Origin of the sequence: Nocardia jejuensis NBRC 103114 (genome assembly GCF_001613145.1) — a bacterium.
Taxonomy (GTDB): Bacteria; Actinomycetota; Actinomycetes; order Mycobacteriales; family Mycobacteriaceae; genus Nocardia; species Nocardia jejuensis.
Genome location: NZ_BDBU01000049.1, coordinates 1 through 17,344 on the forward strand (window position 1 = coordinate 1; position 17,344 = coordinate 17,344).

Annotated in this window: 15 protein-coding genes; 5 read left to right on the top strand and 10 right to left on the bottom strand. The window is 67.1% G+C overall.

Annotation, left to right across the window (positions count from 1 at the left end):
- Positions 1-215: 215 nt before the first annotated feature.
- The 4 genes from NJ1_RS31860 to NJ1_RS31875 form a co-directional block, all read right to left on the bottom strand.
- Positions 216-1,694 (bottom strand): NAD(P)/FAD-dependent oxidoreductase, encoded by a 1,479-nt coding sequence (locus NJ1_RS31860; RefSeq protein ID WP_067701928.1) that lies wholly within the window; start codon positions 1,692-1,694, stop codon positions 216-218.
- Positions 1,695-1,844: 150 nt separating this feature from the next.
- On the bottom strand, positions 1,845-2,660 hold the full coding sequence (locus tag NJ1_RS31865; protein ID WP_245717677.1) for a ParA family protein: 816 nt from the start codon (positions 2,658-2,660) through the stop codon (positions 1,845-1,847).
- 404 nt (positions 2,661-3,064) lie between these two features.
- Complete coding sequence (locus NJ1_RS31870; RefSeq protein ID WP_245717678.1) at positions 3,065-3,340, bottom strand: PQ-loop repeat-containing protein; 276 nt, start codon at positions 3,338-3,340, stop codon at positions 3,065-3,067.
- Positions 3,341-3,358: 18 nt separating this feature from the next.
- On the bottom strand, positions 3,359-3,631 hold the full coding sequence (locus tag NJ1_RS31875) for a DUF4242 domain-containing protein (protein WP_067701937.1): 273 nt from the start codon (positions 3,629-3,631) through the stop codon (positions 3,359-3,361).
- 199 nt (positions 3,632-3,830) lie between these two features.
- Between NJ1_RS31875 and NJ1_RS31880 the strand changes: the two genes are divergently transcribed.
- Positions 3,831-6,413, top strand: coding sequence for an ATP-binding protein (locus NJ1_RS31880; protein ID WP_245717679.1), 2,583 nt, complete (start codon positions 3,831-3,833; stop codon positions 6,411-6,413).
- Between the two features lie 27 nt (positions 6,414-6,440).
- On the opposite strand, the gene NJ1_RS31885 is transcribed toward NJ1_RS31880, so the two are convergent.
- On the bottom strand, positions 6,441-7,586 hold the full coding sequence (locus NJ1_RS31885; RefSeq protein WP_169813228.1) for a GGDEF domain-containing protein: 1,146 nt from the start codon (positions 7,584-7,586) through the stop codon (positions 6,441-6,443).
- Between the two features lie 259 nt (positions 7,587-7,845).
- Between NJ1_RS31885 and NJ1_RS31890 the strand changes: the two genes are divergently transcribed.
- Complete coding sequence (locus NJ1_RS31890) at positions 7,846-8,226, top strand: DUF1801 domain-containing protein (RefSeq protein ID WP_067701948.1); 381 nt, start codon at positions 7,846-7,848, stop codon at positions 8,224-8,226.
- A gap of 8 nt (positions 8,227-8,234) precedes the next feature.
- Here the strand turns inward: NJ1_RS31890 and NJ1_RS31895 are convergent, their stop codons facing one another.
- The gene (locus NJ1_RS31895; RefSeq protein WP_157574406.1) at positions 8,235-9,380 is read right to left on the bottom strand and encodes an LLM class flavin-dependent oxidoreductase; all 1,146 of its coding nucleotides are present in this window, start codon (positions 9,378-9,380) and stop codon (positions 8,235-8,237) included.
- Between the two features lie 93 nt (positions 9,381-9,473).
- On the bottom strand, positions 9,474-10,712 hold the full coding sequence (locus NJ1_RS31900) for a serine hydrolase domain-containing protein (protein ID WP_067701951.1): 1,239 nt from the start codon (positions 10,710-10,712) through the stop codon (positions 9,474-9,476).
- A 104-nt stretch (positions 10,713-10,816) separates the two neighbouring features.
- On the opposite strand from NJ1_RS31900, the gene NJ1_RS31905 reads away from it, so the two are divergent.
- Together NJ1_RS31905 and NJ1_RS31910 are read left to right on the top strand one after the other, a co-directional pair.
- Complete coding sequence (locus NJ1_RS31905; RefSeq protein ID WP_067701954.1) at positions 10,817-11,023, top strand: hypothetical protein; 207 nt, start codon at positions 10,817-10,819, stop codon at positions 11,021-11,023.
- 332 nt (positions 11,024-11,355) lie between these two features.
- On the top strand, positions 11,356-12,858 hold the full coding sequence (locus NJ1_RS31910; protein ID WP_084479077.1) for a WS/DGAT/MGAT family O-acyltransferase: 1,503 nt from the start codon (positions 11,356-11,358) through the stop codon (positions 12,856-12,858).
- Between the two features lie 14 nt (positions 12,859-12,872).
- Here NJ1_RS31910 and NJ1_RS31915 read toward each other — a convergent pair whose 3' ends face one another.
- The 3 genes from NJ1_RS31915 to NJ1_RS31925 all read right to left on the bottom strand — a co-directional run bounded on the left by NJ1_RS31915 (position 12,873) and on the right by NJ1_RS31925 (position 16,109).
- Positions 12,873-13,721 (bottom strand): NAD(P)H-binding protein, encoded by an 849-nt coding sequence (locus NJ1_RS31915; protein WP_157574408.1) that lies wholly within the window; start codon positions 13,719-13,721, stop codon positions 12,873-12,875.
- Positions 13,722-13,732: 11 nt separating this feature from the next.
- On the bottom strand, positions 13,733-14,737 hold the full coding sequence (locus NJ1_RS31920; RefSeq protein WP_067701960.1) for a saccharopine dehydrogenase NADP-binding domain-containing protein: 1,005 nt from the start codon (positions 14,735-14,737) through the stop codon (positions 13,733-13,735).
- A 100-nt stretch (positions 14,738-14,837) separates the two neighbouring features.
- Complete coding sequence (locus NJ1_RS31925; RefSeq protein WP_157574410.1) at positions 14,838-16,109, bottom strand: SDR family oxidoreductase; 1,272 nt, start codon at positions 16,107-16,109, stop codon at positions 14,838-14,840.
- A 464-nt stretch (positions 16,110-16,573) separates the two neighbouring features.
- Here NJ1_RS31925 and NJ1_RS31930 point away from each other — a divergent pair, with 464 nt between their 5' ends.
- Positions 16,574-17,332 carry a thioesterase II family protein gene (locus NJ1_RS31930; protein ID WP_067701966.1) on the top strand — a complete coding sequence of 253 codons (759 nt, stop codon included), beginning with the start codon at positions 16,574-16,576 and terminating at the stop codon, positions 17,330-17,332.
- Positions 17,333-17,344 lie beyond the last annotated feature (12 nt).

Below are 17,344 nucleotides of genomic sequence, written 5' to 3' on the forward strand. Positions count from 1 at the left end.
CTCTCTCGTCCCAGCCGGGCTGGATGGCTGTGGTCACCACTCGGGCACTCCAGGACCACCACCCACATGCCCTACTGACCCGCACGCCCTACTGCCCCAAGAGTGCCCCGCACCCCCTCTCCACACCCGACATCCGGCAGACCTGGAAACCGCCGTTTGCGCGGGCACTTCTTCCCTTCTCTTCCAGGCATCTCTTGTCTTTGATCTTGTTATCTTTAACTCTTATCCCCTAACTCCCACCATTCCCCACCCCCGAACCACCCCGGAACCACATCCCGCACAAACGAACTGATGCACTCCGCAGTAGGCCCCGAGAGAACCTCACCGACAAAGTAGATCCCACCCCTCCCCTGAACACCTTCCACCCGCCCGAACCACCCATCCCGCATCGCAGCCGCACTGGGATACACCGGCCACTCCGCAACAGTCTCCGCAACCAACTCCGCATCCTCGAACAGGAACAAGCTGTCTCTCGCCACAGCCCACGCCTCGGCATCCGAGACAGACAGATCAGAGTTGCTGAACCCCACCCAATACGCCCCCGGGTGCTGCTTGTTGACAGCCGTGATCCGATGCATGGCCTGCGCGGGATCGGTATCTGTGTAGCTGCCGTAGGGATCGATCACCCAGAACCCCAGAGGTTCATCGGCTCCGGCGCGACGGGGAAACGTGATCAGCTCACCCGGTACCCGAAACAGGTAACTGCGAGTCCACGCCCGCGGACAGTTCCGTTCGGAGAAGAGTTCGTGGATGTCCCCAGCCGGGAACATGTCCCGGATCTGCGCCGGTCTCGCGGTGATGATCACCCGTGAAAAGGTCCGGGTGCGCTCGACTCCATCGGCCGTGTAGGTGAGCAGGACTTCCCCGTCACGCACCGGCTCGACGCGGGTCACCCTGCTGTTCAACGACACCTGCAGCCGACACTCCTCGACGATCCTCCGCAGCATCGTGATGAACCCCTGCCGGAAGCTCCGACTGACCGGCCGCCGCGAACTCATTTGCGCGATCAGGGTTTCCGGCATGCGCGTCAGCAACTCCTCTCGCTGTGCCGGGTAGGCGGAGAGCAGCATTTTCGCCAGCTGTGACACGTGCCCGGAAATGTGCGCGTTGATATTGATGACCGTCTCGGCAGGCTGCCGCGGGCGGCGCATGTTCGAGTAGAGCGTCAGACCCTGCAGGATCTCCCCCACCAGGGGCGCGTGGCGAGTCCGGTATGTCTCCCAGGTCTCGCCGGGGGTCCGGTCGAAGTCCAGTCCGGCCAGGCCCGGGCCACGCCTGTTCCGCACCGCTCGTTCGATGATGTTCCAGGCCTGGCACAGCTGATCCACGGCTTGCTCGGGTGTCAGCATTCCGAGCAGAGGCACGAAGTGCGGCGGAATCGCTATCTGCGGCTTGCCCGATTCGGATCTCGACACGAAGTACAGGATCTCGGTCTGCAGTTCCGTGCCGAACCTGCTGGTCAACTCGTCGATGGCGGTTCCTGCGATGTCCGCACCGAAATCCTGCTGCACGATGAGGTGCGACTGGAAGTCGTAGACATCCCCGTCCAGGGTGACGGTTTCGCAGTATCCACCCAATTGTGGACCCGCTTCGAAGATTTCGATATTCCGGTAGCCGAGATCACGCAGCTTCGCCGCCGTGATGATTCCGCTTTGACCGGCGCCGACAATGCACACGGGTGCCGAGAGATCCATGAGGACTCCTTCAGGATCAACAAATTATCGGCGGCACGGCGGGACAGAGTCAATGCCCGGAAAACGGTCTGCGACACGCGAAAACCGACCACACGGGCCTGTGGGCGAACCCGTGCGGTCGGCGAAGAGCGTGTCGGCCCGAGAAGGTGCTCAGCGGCCGGAGCGGGCGATGACCTCCTTGGCCAATGCCCGGTACTGATCGGCACCCGTGGACGAGGGCGCCCAACTGGTGATCGGTTCGCCGGCGATGCTGGCGTCGGGGAAACGGACCGTGCGCGAGATCATGGTGTCGTAGACCTTGTCGCCGAAGACTTCCACGACCCGCGCCTGAACCTGACGCGAATGCAGCAGGCGGCGGTCGTACATGGTCACGACGATCCCGAAGAGGTTGAGCGCGGGATTCAGTCTGTCGCGGACCTTCTCCATGGTGTCGTTGAGCAGGGCGAGGCCGCGGAGCGAGAAGAACTCGCACTCCATCGGAATGATCACGCCGTCCGCGCACGCGAGTGCGTTCACCGTGAGCAGGCTCAGCGAGGGCTGGCAGTCGATGAGGATGTAGTCGTACCGGTCCCGGACGGGATCCAGTGCCCGCCGCAACGCCTGCTCGCGACCGACCTCGTTGACGAGCTGAATCTCCGTGGCGGACAGGTCGATATTGCTCGGCAGCAGATCCATTCTCTCGACGCCGGTCCGCAGCAGCACGTCGTCGATCGAGGGCGCCGATTTCCCGAGCAGGTCGTACACCGTCAATTCGAGTTCGTTGACGGCCACACCCAGCCCGGCCGACAGCGCACCCTGCGGATCGAGATCCACCAGCAGCACCCGCAGGCCCTGCTCCGCCAGTGCGGCACCGAGATTGATGGTCGACGTGGTCTTACCGACCCCGCCCTTCTGATTGCACAGCGCGACGATCTGCGCCTGACCAGTGGCGACGTCCACGTCCCTGGATCGCTCGAAAGCGCTCACGGTACTCACGATCCGCAAACGTTTCCGCTCGGAGCCGCCCCTGACTCACTCTGACCGCTAGGCCTTTCAACAGGCCACCGATAGTTTGCCGACATGTCGCTAGGCTAGTCCCGCAAACCCGAAACCGTTCAACACGCCGCATGAGTCATTGCTCACGAACCGCCGATAAGACCACGCTGACCTGGCGATTTATCGAGAAACAAGCCGTCACAGACAATTACGGCACCGAGCATGTCGTAATGCCGAGGGACGCATACGCCGTCGGGTTCGGGAGTGACACCGATCAGACGGGACGAGCCGGAACGGACTGAGGGTGGTGCACACGCGAGCCCAACCACCCGCGCGCACCCGACCGCGCGGCGACCGAGGTCCCGACTCCGCCCCCGCACGAAATCGTCACGCTCTCAGTGGATCTCAGCCTCGCTACGCCGAGCCAGGACCACGTACCGCAGGTACCAGATCAACATCAGCGCCGAGCTCAGCGTGTGGAACAGGTGTAGTGCCCAGATCGGGCCCGGCGGCAAATGCAGCACGTACACCATGTAGATGATGTTGCCGATGTTGGCGAGGGCGATATTGCTCGGACTGTAGGAGCTCACGTCTTTCGTGCGTACCGCCTTCACCAACATCGGCAGTGTGCTGGAGGCGAAGACCGCGGTCGCGACCGCACCCGCAACCACGGGAACCTCCACGTCTACCTACCCGGCGGTGTGGGGGCCGAATTCGTTGGCCACCACCGAGACGACGTTCGCGGGGAAACCGCCGCGGCGGGCGTGCTCGCGGATGGCGTCCTCGTCATCGCTCTCGTGCAGGCAGTAGATCTTGTCACCGGCGACGAAGCTGGTGATCCACGTGTAGGGAACACCGAGCGAGGCCATTGCGGCATTGGACTTCTGGGCGATGGCGGCGAGATCTGCCTCGGTGAGGTCCGCCGCGCCGGGGATTTCCCGTTCGATGAGGAAGCGCTTCATGAGGGTTCGGTCCTGTCGTGTCGTTCGTCGGAGTTGTGTCTCGCGGCCTCTGGATGGCGACCGGTGACTACTACGGTCGGCTATCCGGACGCGAAGGTCATGGGGAGTGATTCCCTATCTTCGATCCGGTGGCCCGGTCGGCCCGCTCGGGTAACAGCGCTGGTCGGGCGAGATTCGGGCCGGTAATATCCACCCTGTGATGCTCACCGAGCGCGAGTACGAGCTCGGAGAGCTCGCGACTCTGGCAACCGCGGCGCGCGCCGGACAGGGCGCGGCCGTTCTGGTCTGCGGTGAATCCGGTGGCGGCAAGACCTCGTTCGTCGAGGCGTTCCTCGAACGCCACGACGCGAACGGCAGAGTGCTGTGGGGAGCGTGCGATCCGCTGTCCACTCCCAGACCGCTGGGACCACTGCACGATCTCGCACCTCGCCTCGACGGCGCGACGCAGGCGCTGCTGCGGAACGGCGATCAGCCCTACGACATCTTCGCGGCGGTGTTCGAGGACCTGCGGACCGAGCCGACGATCCTGGTGCTCGACGACCTGCACTGGGCCGATCAGGGCACCATCGACCTGTTCCGGTTCCTGCTGCGGCGGGCGGCACAGACCCCTTTGCTGCTGATCGGGATCGCGCGCGATGACGAAGTGGGCGTGACGCATCCGCTGCGCGGACTGCTCGGCGATGTCGCGCGGTCACCGCACGCCCGATCATTGACATTGCCGCCGCTGAGCCTGGGCGCGGTGACGACGCTGGCCGCGGACCGGGACGTGGATCCGGAGTGGCTGCACCGGGTTACGGGCGGGAACGCGTTCTTCGTCTGCGAGATGCTGGACCACCGCACGGGTGAGCTGCCGACCACGGTCCGGGATGCGATTCTGGCTCGCACGGCCGGACTCGATGTTCCGGCATGGGATCTGCTGCATCTGCTCACCTGCGCGCCGGGAGCGATCGCGGATCATCTGCTCACCGATCTGGGAGTGACACTGCCGGCGCTGCGCGCACTCGACGACGCGAAGCTGATCCGGCGCAACGATCGCGGCGTGGCGTTCCGGCACGATCTGTGCCGGTTGGCCGTCACCAGCGTGATTCCGCCCGGGGCCGAGCCGGGTTTGCATCGGCGGTTCATCGACGCGCATTACGCGGCGGCGCATCCCGATCCGGCGGTGATCACCCATCATGCCCTCGGGGCCGGTGACCGGGTGCTGATCAGCGAGGCGGCCGCCGACGCGGGCCGGGCCTCGGCCCGGTCGGGGGCGCACACCCAGGCGACCGAGTTCTTCCGGATCGCGCTGGATCAGCATCGGCTCCCGAGCGAGACGGAGGCCGAGCTGCTGGAACTGCTTGCCGCCGAGTACTACCTGACCGATCAGCTCGACGATGCGATCGTGTCCTGCCGACGGGCGATGGAGTTGCGCGAGGCCATGAGCGCCCGCGTGGCGGTGAGCGCGGATCATCACGCGCTCGCGGTGTACGAGTGGTACAACTCCAACCGCCGGGCCGCCGACGACCATGTCGCCGCGGCTATTTCGGTGCTCGACGCCGACGCGGGAACCGATGAGCCGGTGCTGCTCGCGCGAGTAGGGCACGCGTTCGCACTACAGGCTTTCCTGGCGGTTCAGGCGAGCCGGCTCGATTCCGCGACGCAACTGCTCGAGCGAGCCCGCGAGATCGCCGCCAAGGCAGAGGATCCCGCGCTGCGGGTGCGGGTCTCGCTGATCGAGGGGTACTGCGCGGTCCTGGGCGGACAGCAGATCGCACGCCACGAACTGCTGGAGGTCCTCGCGGCCGGGCCCGAGCACATCGACGAGGTCTACTCCAGCGGCTACACGAACCTGTCCTTCTTCGACGTCGAACAGCGCCGACTCGACGCGGCCGCGGACCTGCTCGAGGTGTGCATCCCACTCATGGTCGAGCACGACCTGCCGGTGTGCCGTGTAGTGCAACTGGGTTCGCGCAGCCGATTGAAGCTGCTCGTCGGGGATTGGAACGGCGCGATCGCGGATGCCGACTCGGTGCTCGACAGTCCCAGCGCGCCACTGGCCCGGGGATGGCCGCTGCTGATTCGAGCGATGGTGGCCTTGCGCCGGTCCGGGGACGACGGCGGCGGTATCGAGGAAGCGTGGCGGCTCGCCTGCCGATACGGGGAGCCCGTGCGAATGCTGCCGGTGGCGGCGGCGATCGTGGAGAAGACGTGGCTGACCGGGGTGGCCGACGCGCGCCTGGACGAGTGCCGGGCACTGCTGGGCACGGTGCCGATCACCGGGCTCGAATGGGCGCGTGGGGAATTGGCGATGTGGCTGCGACGGATCGGCGACGACACCGCGACCGCGGAGGTGGCCGAGCCCTATCGGCTGCTGGCCCAGGGCCGGTTCGAGGATGCGGCGAACGCGTTCGAACGGCTGTCGACGCCGTACGACGCCGCCCTCGCCTTGGCGGAGTCGGGCGAGTCGGGGCTCGCGCGGCGGGCGCTGGATATTCTCGATCGGCTCGGAGCCGACGCGGTGGCGGGCAAGGTGCGCTTCGAGTTGAGAGCCGCTGGGGCGCGCGATGTCCCGGCGCCGCGACGGGCCACCACCCGGGCCAATCCAGCCGGTCTGACCACCCGGCAGATCGAGGTGCTGCGACTACTCGAGACCGGCCTCACCAATGCCGAACTGGCCGAGCGGCTCTATCTTTCGGTGAAGACCGTCGACCATCACGTGTCGGCGATTCTGACCAAGTTGCAGGTCACCAAGCGCCGGGACGCGGTGCGGCGAGCCCGGGAGACGGGGATTCTGGGCTGAGCCGGGTCAGAGATACAGGTCGCCGCATCACCCCGGGAAGCGGGAAAGCTTCAGGAAACGGCCGGGGCGATGATGGGCCAGTCGTTCGGGATCGGCGGGTGAGAGCGTGCCCGCGACCACGACGGCGTCCCCGCCCTGCTGCTTCGCCTGGTACATCGCCTGATCCGCGGACCGGATGACCTCGCGCAGCGAGCACCGGTTGCGCTCACCGGCCACGTCCCGGTTCACCAGTGCGAGTCCGATACTCGCGGTGACCGAGATCGATCCGATCGGTTCGGCAACGGCGCAGCGCAGGCGGTCCGCCGCCGCCAACGCCGAATCGGCGGGCAGCCGGACGATGATCGCGAATTCCTCACCGCCGAACCGGGACACGATGCTCCCTGCGGGCGCTGCTCTGCGCAGGCGGTCGGCGGTGCGCACCAGAACGTCGTCACCGGCACAGTGTCCGAAGGTGTCGTTGACCACCTTGAAGCGGTCCAGGTCGATCATCAGGACGCCGAGGGGCACCGGTGTGCGGCGCGCGAGCATCGGCGCGGCGTGATAGTCGAGCCCGCGCCGGCTCAGCAGCATCGTCAGTGGGTCCGACAGCATTTCGCTGCGCAGCACCCAGTAGCAGAATTGCAGCCCGGGCGGCACGACGACGGCGGCGGCCATTCCCAGCATCATGACGACCGCGGAGGTGGTGTCACCGCTGCCGAACAGCGGCGCGGCGAAGACCCCCACCGAGCCCATCGACCATACGGTGTGCGCGGCAAGGACTTTGGGGCTGTGAAAGGCGCTGACGTAGACGCCGACGATCAACAGCAGAATCGTCCCCACCGAGCGGATCGCGTATCCGGTACTCACGGCGCACATCACGGTGACGCACCCGTCCGCCGCCGCGACCAACGCCAGCGACGCGCGCTTACCCGGCCAGGGCAGCACCAGCCAGTGCGCCGCCCAGGCGATTCCCCCGGCAATGAGAATCCACAGCACCGTACGGCCCAGATGTGTGCTCGGCCCGGCCGGTGACAACACCGTGAGCACACCGATCATCGGCGCGGCCAATCCGGACCATCCGATCGCGACCTTCAGTATGCCGAGCGCCGATCTGGACGCGATCGCGTCCACGACCCACTGATAGTCGACGTCCTCACGCCACCATTCCCGAAGCAAACGCAGATCAACCCACATGTACTTCCCCTCGGAACCGGACGAACCCACCGCTGCGGCCGAGCAATATCCGGTCACTCCCCCGAGTCGGGCCGGATACCGCAGTCTATTCAGGCCGTGATGCGACGACCGCATGACTGTAATCCAAGTCACACTCCGGGAAATTCGGTCACCCGGAAGCCCTCGGCGGTGTCGATCGCACGCTGCCGCCGTCACGTGTGATAGCAAGATCGTGTAGTCGGCACATACGCGAACTCGATGCTCAGGACAGGAATCGGCTATGAGCAATGCGTCCGAGGAAGTCGATCGGCGAATCGAAGAGCTCGGTGATTGGCGGGGTGAGACGCTGGCTCGGGTTCGGGAGCTGATCAAAGCCGCGGTTCCGGATGTGGTCGAGGAATTGAAGTGGAAGAAGGCCACGAATCCCGGGGTGCCGACATGGTCGTGCGATGGGCTCATCTGCACCGGGGAGCCGTATCAGAAGGTCGTGAAGCTGACCTTTGCCAAAGGGGCTGCGCTGGAGGATCCGGCGGGGCTGTTCAACTCGAGCCTCGATGGCAAAGTCAGGCGGGCGATCGATATTCGGCAGGACGAGGCGATCGACGAGGACGCGCTACAGGAGCTGTTCCGGGCAGCGGTCGCGGTGAATCGCTCGAAATAGGGCGGTGCTCAGGCGGGCGTGCGGCGCAGGCGGTCGGCCAGCCACAGAACGGTCCCGTAACCGAAGGCCGCATCGGCATTGGAGACCATCGCCGAGGCCGGGAAGACGATGGCGTGACGCAGACCCGCCTCGGCGAGAGCGCGCAGCCGAGCCAGAACCTCTGCGGGAGAACCGATTACGAGCCACTCGTGCAGCACCTCGTCGGGAACCTCCGCGATGGCGGCCAGCACCTCGGCTCTGGTCAGCTGATGCGGCATCAGGTCGATGAGGCCCCGGAAGTCCTCTCCGAAAGGATGTTTCGCCCCGCACCGGGTCCAGACGGCGCCCGGGGCGAACAGGCCCAGATAGCGCACGCCGGGCGCGGCGAGGAGTTTCTTGATTCCGGCGGGGGTGCGGGCGGTGAGGAACGAGACCATCTGCGCGGGCACGATCGAGTCGGGATCTCGCCCGGCCGCCCGGGCGGCGGCGTGCACGACACCGAGCCGCCGTTCGTATTCGTCCGGCGATTGCGACTCCCAGGGGTACCAGCCGTCGGCGTAGCGGCCGGTGAGTTCGAGCATGCGGGGACCGTGTGCCCCGATCCAGATCTGGGGCAGGCGCCCGGGCGGGGCGGTGAGATCCATTGGGCCACGGTCTATCCGGTAGTACTTTCCGGAGAAATCGATGGGTTCGGTCGAGGTCAGGGCGATGCGCAGGATCTGCAGGGCCTCTTCCAGACGGGAGACCGGCCGATCCCAGGCGAAGCCGTACGGCTCGAGGTTCTCCCGTTCGCCGGAACCGATTCCGAGGATGGGCGGCGACTTCGTCATATGCGACAGGGTCAGGAACGTCTGCGCCAGCAGGATCGGGTGGCGGCGAATGGGATCGGTGGCACCGACACCCAATTGCACCCGCCCCGCGCTCGCGGCCAGATGCGCCAGCAGTGGGGCGAAGTCGAACTGCTCGTCGGGGCTGCGAACGGTTTTGGCCTGGATACTGAACTCGGCGTCCCAGGCCGCGCGGGGGAACACCCCGATCAGGTGGTCGGTGGCCAGAACCGAATCCAGCCGCCCGAGTTTGGCCATTCGCGCCACTAGACGGGCCGCTCCCAGTGGCGGATTGACGCCCGCCATGGTGCCGACGGCGAAGGATTTCTGATTACGCGAGTCCGACACGGTGGTCTCCTCTCGACGGGACACCCGGTGCGGGGCCGCACCGATTATCCCGTCGAGTCACCGACCGCGTCCGGCGAACGCGAGCATTCCCCCTCAGGCCGCGCCCCGGGCGCGACGCTCGGTCTCCCCCGCCGGGAGCCGGGCGGCACGCAGGATCAGGTGCAGCAGCGGCACCAGCACGGTCATGTCGATTGCGCTCCAGCCCAGCGACATTCGGTTGTGCACGAAGCCCACCGAGACTCCGGATCCGGGATCGGCCCAGCCCGCCGAGCCGAACGCGCCGAGGTGACCGTAGCCGCGCGGCGCGTGCGGAGAGGGGAAGCTGTGGTAGCCCAGATGCCAGAACGGGACGATCAGCGCGCGGTCGAGTTGGTAGGTGCGAATGCGCTCGAGTTCGGTGACCGTCCGCGCCGAGAGGTAGCGCCGGCCGTCCACCATGCCGCCGCATGCCAGGGCGCTGTACATCTTGGCGAGCGCGTCGGCGGTGCAGACGGCGTTGCCCGCGGGCAGCGCGGTGTCCAGGATCGGCGGCCGCTCGCCACGGAAGATGGCCTCCAGGCCGGGCAGATAGATGGATGCCAGCGGTGCGCGCACCGTGCGCAGCAGGCGCAGCACCCGATCGGCGACCGGCCCCGGAATACTGCGGTCGGCAAGGGTTTTCACCGAGCCGACCAGGTCCGCGGCGAGGGTGGGCGAGCCCGCGGGCGGGCGGCCCAGATGGATGCCGTCGACGCCCAGCGGTTCCGCGACCTCGGTGCGGTAGAGCTCGGCCATATCCCGACCGGTCACAGCCCGGGCCACACCGGCCATCAACCAGCCGATGGTGAGCGCGTGGTAGATCGGCTTGCCCAGTAGATGATCCGGCTTCGCCGCGGCCAGCCGCTCCTCCATGAGCCGGTGATCGAGCACCTCACCCAGGTTCGCCGCCGGGAGCGCCGACAGGCCCGCACGGTGACTCAGCAACTGGGTCACGGTGATTCGGCTCTTGCCGTTCGCGGCGAATTCCGGCCAGTATTCCGCGACCGGCGCGGCGTAGTCGAGCATCCCGCGATCGGCCAGCCGATGCAGGACCGTCGCCGAAATGCCCTTGGACGCCGAGTAGATCATCGTTCCGGTATCGCGGGTCCACGGCGTACCCGCCGCGTCGGCGGAACCGGCCCAGACATCGACGACCGGTTCACCCCGCAGATACACCGACAGCGCACCCCCGTTTCCGGTCCGCTCGGCAAAGATCCTCGCGAAAGTCTTGACAGCGGAATCGAATCGCGGGTCCGAGGACCCACTCACCCCGACCGGAAGACCGTCGACGGTGACGGCTCTAGATGCGTTCATTTACCAACAGTAGCGGCGGAACCACACCGAAACAAGCATTGTCTGAGACAGAGAGCTTGGAGACTCTGCCCCTTGTAGTCCTGCGCTGCCTTACAGTCAAGCCCATGTCAACATCTTCGACCGACGTCGATCTCGCCGCCGAACGCGCCCACCTCCGCGAACTCGAGCATGTACTCGATCTGGCGGAGGGCGCGTACAGCCGCGCGACCAGCGCCGCCGCCCGGGACACCATGGAGCGACGAATCGACAAGCTGGGCCTCGACATCGAGGCGGTTCACGCGCGGATCGCCGCCGCCGAGTCCAGGCTGTGAACTAGCCGAGTTCGGCTCCGCGCCATTCGGCGCATTCGCACCGGAAACCCTGTGAGTGTTTTTCTGTGTCGCCGAATAACATTCATGTTTTCCGTCAATTTACCGTGCGTGTCGAGCGAGGACGACCATTCGCCGCGCCATAGGCACTACACTCGAGCCGTATCTTCGATGATGGAAGATCAGTCGGCCGAGAACAGTCAGACGAACCGGCTTCAGCGCCCGTGCCGCGATGCATGGAAATCCACTGAACAATCGGGGTGCCTCCGTACCCGACTTCCGCGGATGTGCGCGTGACTCGGATCGGGGATCCCGGCATATGCCAAGGGGATCAGATGACTATCTCGGATACCGCACCGGTGCGAGTGACGATCCGTACCACCACCCACGGCGAGGTGTACGCCGCCGGGCGAATGACCAAGACCCGCACGGCGACTCCCGCCGTGACCATGCTGGTGTCGGGCGACTCCGGCCCGACGCGGCAGCTCAGTTCGCTCGATGTCCAACTGCTGGACAATGAAACACCGGCCACGCCGATGAGCATCGGTGGCGTGGTGATGCTCCAGCCCGAGGACGCCCCGCTCACCCTCGGCGCGCTACGCCGCTTGTTCGCGAGCCGCCTGCACATGATCGCCCCGCTGCGGTGGCGATTGCGCACCGTGCCACTGGGGTTGGATCTGCCGTACTGGGACGACAGCGCGTCGATCGATCTCGGCTTCCACGTTCGGGAGACGATGTTTCCCGACGGCGCGAGCGATCAGGATCTGGCGGATCTCGTCGCCCGACTACATTCCTCACCGCTGGATCGCGATCGGCCCCTGTGGGAATGCCATCTCGTCACCGGGCTGTCCGGTGGTCGCCAAGCCCTGTACATGAAGGTGCATCACGCACTGATCGACGGCTTGTCCGCCGCCGAGATCATGGCCGCGATCTGCGACATCGTCCCCGATGCGACGCCACTGCCCGCACCGGTGCGGGGCGTCCGGCTCAACCGGACCCCGGAGCTGCCCGAGATGCTGGCCCGCAGCGCGGTGAACGGCATCGAGCGCCAAAGGAATCGGATTCGCGCGCTGGCGAGCTCAGGTCCGGCGTTGCTGCGGACACTGCCCGAGCTGTTCAAGAAGCATCCGGACGTGCCCTTCAACCGGACCAACACCGCCGGGCGGAGCCTGGCGTTCGCCTCGGTGCCGCTCGCGGACGTCAAGCTCGTCAAGCAGAGCGTCGGCGGAACCGTCAACGACGTGGTGATGACGCTGTGCACCGCGGCGCTGCGGCGATGGCTGCTGGCACACGACCTGCCCGCGGACCGGTCACTGGTCGCCGCGGTGCCGGTCTCGGTGCGCACGCCCGAGCAACTCGGCACCGCCGGCAATCAGTTCTCGATCATGTTCTGCGATCTGCCCGTGGACGAGTCCGAGCCGCGGCGGCGACTGAATCGGTTGCACGACGGGCTCATCGAGGCGAAGGAGCGATTCCAGACCGCGCCCTCGACCATGATGCACGAGGCCACCGGAATGCTGACGCCGCTGTTGAACGGGGCGCCCACGCGTGTCGCCCTGCGCGCGGCCGCCGCTGTCCTGCCGTTCGCCAATACCATCGTGTCGAATGTTCCCGGTCCGCAGATTCCGCTGTATGTAGCGGGAATTCGGGTAACGGCGAGTTATCCGGTTTCGTTGCTGACCGACCTTTCGGGCGGGCTCAATATCACGGTCATGTCCTATGACGGCCATTTGGATTTCGGCATTCTCGCCTGCGCCGATTCGATTCCGGATGTCGGGACCATCGGCGAATATCTGGTCGAGGCGCTGGAGGAGTTGCTCGCGGGTATCCGCGCCTGACTCGCGGGGTCGGATTACCCGGGATCGACGAAATCGCGCAGGGTGCGTGGCGGGCGGCCGGTGAATTCCTCGATGGATTCGGTGACCCGGAACAGTTCGTGGCCGGAACCGATGGCGGCGAACATGGTCCACAGGTGGGTGAGGTGCTCCACCACGACGTCGTCGCGGTACCGGGCCATCGCCGAGGCGGCCCATTCCTCGGGATCGACGTTCACGTAGGGGACGTCGAATATCGCGGCCGCCTCGCCGACGGTCATGATCTCGCCCGCCAGCCACTGCACGGGCGCGACAGGCGTGTCGGCGCACAGGACACCGGCGCCCACGTCGGCCACGTCCGCACCCGCGATCAGGGGCAGGACCGTATCGGGGGATCCGAGCGGGAGCCGGAGTTCGCCGGTATCCCCGATGGCCACTCGAAGGTTCTCGAAGAAGACGGCGGCCCGCAGGTGGACCGCGCCGATACCGGCGCGGTCCAGCAGTTGCTCGGCCACCCAGTGCCGTCGCATGTGCGGGGTGCCCGCCTGCGGGTCGGAGCCCAGTTGGGAGACCGCGACCACGCGTTCCAGCCCGGACTGGTGGGCCACGGCGGCGAAAACCGCTGCGGCGTCGAGCATTCCGGCGGCGACCGGGTAGGTGAAGTACGCGCGCCGGACGTCCTGCAGAGCCGGGGTGACCGCTCGGATCTCGCGCAGGTCGCCCAGCGCGATCTCCGCGCCGAGGTCCTTCAGTTCGGCGGCACGGGCATCGTCGCCGCGCACGAAGGCGCGGACCGGCAGGCCCGCACGCAGTAGGGTTTCGGCGACTCGGCGACCGGTGCCGCCCTGGGTTCCACCGGCCGCGCCGGTGACGAGGATGGGGGTCATCTCGGTGTTCCTCACGCCGTGGCGGGCAGGTCGAGGGTGAACGCGCCGCGCTCGGCGAGCGTGCTCAGGAACTCGACGGGGTCGAAAACCTCACCGGGACTTGACACTCCCGCCTTGGCCGCGCCCTCGGTGAGCCGGATGGCCGCCTCCACCGAGGCCAGGGCGGCGGCCGACCACAGGTCGCGGCCGTGCAGGTACCCGGCCGTCGACGCGGGACCGGCGAGAATCTGTGCGGCGATGGTGAATTCGCTGGCGGACCGGGCGGCGGGGTCCACCTTTTCGCTGGTGAACGCCTGATCCTCTTCGAAAGTGCGGGTGGTGAGCTGTGCTTCGACCGCCCTGGTCCGGGTGTGGCGAGGCACGGTGACGGCTTCGGGGAACGGCACCGGGGCGATCATGGGGCGCGGGCCGACGGGCGGAGGGAAGGCAAACACCGCTTGACGGGGTTCGACGAAACCGTACTTCGGTTCGCCGTCGGCATAGCCGATCCGGTCGGTACCGGCGAACAGCAGGCCGGCGGTCTCGACCGCGCCGTGGGTCATCATCCAGTTGTGCACGTGGTAAGCCACTGTCACACGGTCGATTTCGGCAATGCCGCGCGCGCTCGCGCCCGCGAGCAGGTCACCGAGGCCGCCGTAGAAGCTGACGCTGGGCACCATGGCGATCCCGGCGCGCTGAGCCTTGTCCTGGAAGGTGTCGAACAGCAGTTTCACCGGATGAACTTCGACGGAATGATCGACGTAGTGCGCACCGCCTTCGACGGCGGCGGTGGCGACCGGCAGGCCGGTGACGGTGAAAGGTCCCGCGCAGTGGACGATCACGTCGGCGGCCTCGGCGAGGGCGCGCAGGGCCGCGGGGTCGTCCACGGCGGCGGGCAGAATCGGCCCGGTGCCCAAGGCTGCCAGGGCAACTGGATCCCGGCCGGAGAGCAGGACCTGCTTACCGCGGGCGAGGAGGTCGGCGGTGACGAGGCGGCCGGTATGACCGGTGGCCCCGTAGACGGCGAATACGGTCATGAGAGATCAACTCTTTTGAATCGACGGACAATGGGAACGTCTGTCGAATCAGGGTAGGCCCGAGCACCGACAGAAAATCCTCGCCGGAGCCGGGAACCGCTCAGGCGGTGATGCCGCAGGCGGTGGGGGTCGGCAGGAACCCCACCTCCGTCAAGTAGTCGATGTGGCGGTCGATCAGGTCGAGAGTCATCGGGGGGCAGGCGATTCCGGAGTCGGACAGAGCGCCGCGAGCGACGACATCGTCCCACTGGCTCTCGCCCGGGGTGGCGAGCTGGCTCAGGATCAGGGCACGGGCCATGCCCATATCGGTGAGCGCGGCGGCGGAGAGATCGGCGACGAAGTCCTCGGCAGAGGCGATCTGGATCGGAAACCCGTTGGCGCGCAGGCGGTCCAGCACCGCGTGCAGGGGAATGCCGGAGTGGTTGACCAGGTGGTGCACCGGGGCATGGCCGGTGGCCGGGGTGGGGAGGCCGACCGTGTGCGCGATCGCGGAGGCGACATAGTCCGCGGGAACGAGACTCACGGCCGCGTCGCCGAGGGGCGGGACGACGCCGAGTGTGGCGATGGCGCGAATGATGGTCCAGAACGCGTCGTCCGTCCCGGTCGCGCCCGTGGTGGATCCGCCGCAGATCCGGTCGGGGCGGTGAATCACGGCAGGGAGGCCGCGGGCGGCGGCCTGCGACACCAGCGTCTCCCCCACCCATTTGCTCAGCACGTAGCCGTCGGCGACAGCGGGACGGCTCGGCACCGATTCACGGACGGGGTTGTGCTCGTGTGCGGCAACGGAAGTCGTGGACACGAAGTGCACGGGCGTCGCACCGCCTCGGCAGGCGAGACGCAGTATCGCGACGGTCCCGCCCACATTGGCCGTCCGAAGTCGCCCATAGGGTTCCGCGTGATTGACCCGGGCTCCGTTGTGCACGATCGCATCCGTCGTTTCGGCGAGGCGGTCGTGCTGCGCGGCGGTGAGGCCGAGCCGCGGCGCGGACAGGTCGCCGGGAATCGCCTCGACGTTCCGCATGATCGATTCGCTCCAGAGTCGATGCCGGCGCAGCGCCGCCTCGACCCTGCCCTGCGCGGTCACCGGCCCGGAGGCGCGCACCACGCATCGCACCCGGACCCCGAGACGGCTCACCAGCGCGTGCACCAGATACGCGCCGAGGAACCCACTCGCGCCGGTCAGCAGGACCGTCTCGAGCTCACCCGATCGCCGCGCACCGGGCCGCACGCCCGCATCCAGCACGGCGTCCGCGAGAGCCGCGTCACCCGGCGGCGACCGGCGCGGATCCGCCCGGAACGGACCGCCCAACTCCTCCAACGACTTCGGGCGAGCCAGCAACCCCATTCGGATCCGCCCCCTCGCCGTAGACACGTGTCCCGAGGCTATTGACCGAGATCACGACGCGGCAGACCCCGATTCCTGTGCCCCGGATCTCTCCGGCGTCCCGGTCCGGTCGCGCGCGGCCCCGGATGGGAGCGGGTGAACGGCGGCGATCCTCCTGGCCACCGATCAGCTGGGCGAACGGATCACCGGCGCGGTGCGGTGCGCAGACCCAGTCGCGGCAAACCATGCTGAGTCGCCCAGCGGACCGCGTGCCGTGCATTCATCAAAACTCCTGTGTCGCACAGCGAACGCTTCACAGTACGTTGAGCGGCGACTGAGCGCCGAGGTCGAGCTCGCCCATGACCACGGCGAATGCCGGGCAGCGCAGCCCGGGCCTGCTTGGTAGCCTGAGTCGTTCATACGTGCGAACGCGACCGACAGGTGTGGCGCGGATGCCTTTCCCGTCGCCCTGATCGGTGAAACCCCGCTCGAACGAAAGGCTTCACAGCTCCATGGCTGATAGTTGGCTACGCCGTTTGACCTCCTCGCCCAGCGACGACGCCCACACACTGGTGTGCTTTCCGCACGCGGGCGGCTCGGCCATCTCCTTCGGGCCGTTGGCCAAGAGCATCGGGCCGGACTACGAGATGCTCGCCGTTCAGTACCCGGGGCGGCAGGACAGGCGCCGCGAACCGCTAGTCGGGGATATCGGAGAGCTGGTCGACGGCCTGCTTCCCGAGCTGACCGGCCTGCTCGGGGACTCGCGGGCGTTCTCGCTGTTCGGGCACAGCATGGGATCCGTCGTCGCTTTCGAGACCTCCCGGCGGCTGGAGTCGACGATGGGAGCGACCGCGCGCGTGCTGTTCGCCTCCGGTCGGCGGGCACCCTCGGCCGCGCTGCCGGAGGTTCGGATACATCAGATCAGTGATCGGGAGCTGGCCGATCACCTCGTGCGGTCCGGCGGCACTCCGGCGGCGTTGCTCGAGGATCCGGAATTTCGCCGGTTGATCCTGGAGGTCGTGCGGAACGACTATCGCGCCATCGAGACGTACCGCTGCGACGCGGATGCCCGGGTCGGCAGCCCGATCGTCGCGCTGGCCGGCGAAGCGGATCCCGACGCGAGTCTCGCTCAGATTCAGGAGTGGGGCGCGCACACGTCCGAAAGCTTCTCCGCGACAACGTTTCCCGGTGGCCACTTCTTCATCGACGCCAATCGCGCACCGATCGGCGAGCTGATTCGCGAGCATTGCGCGCGAGCGCTGTCGAAGTAGGCGCGCTCGAGC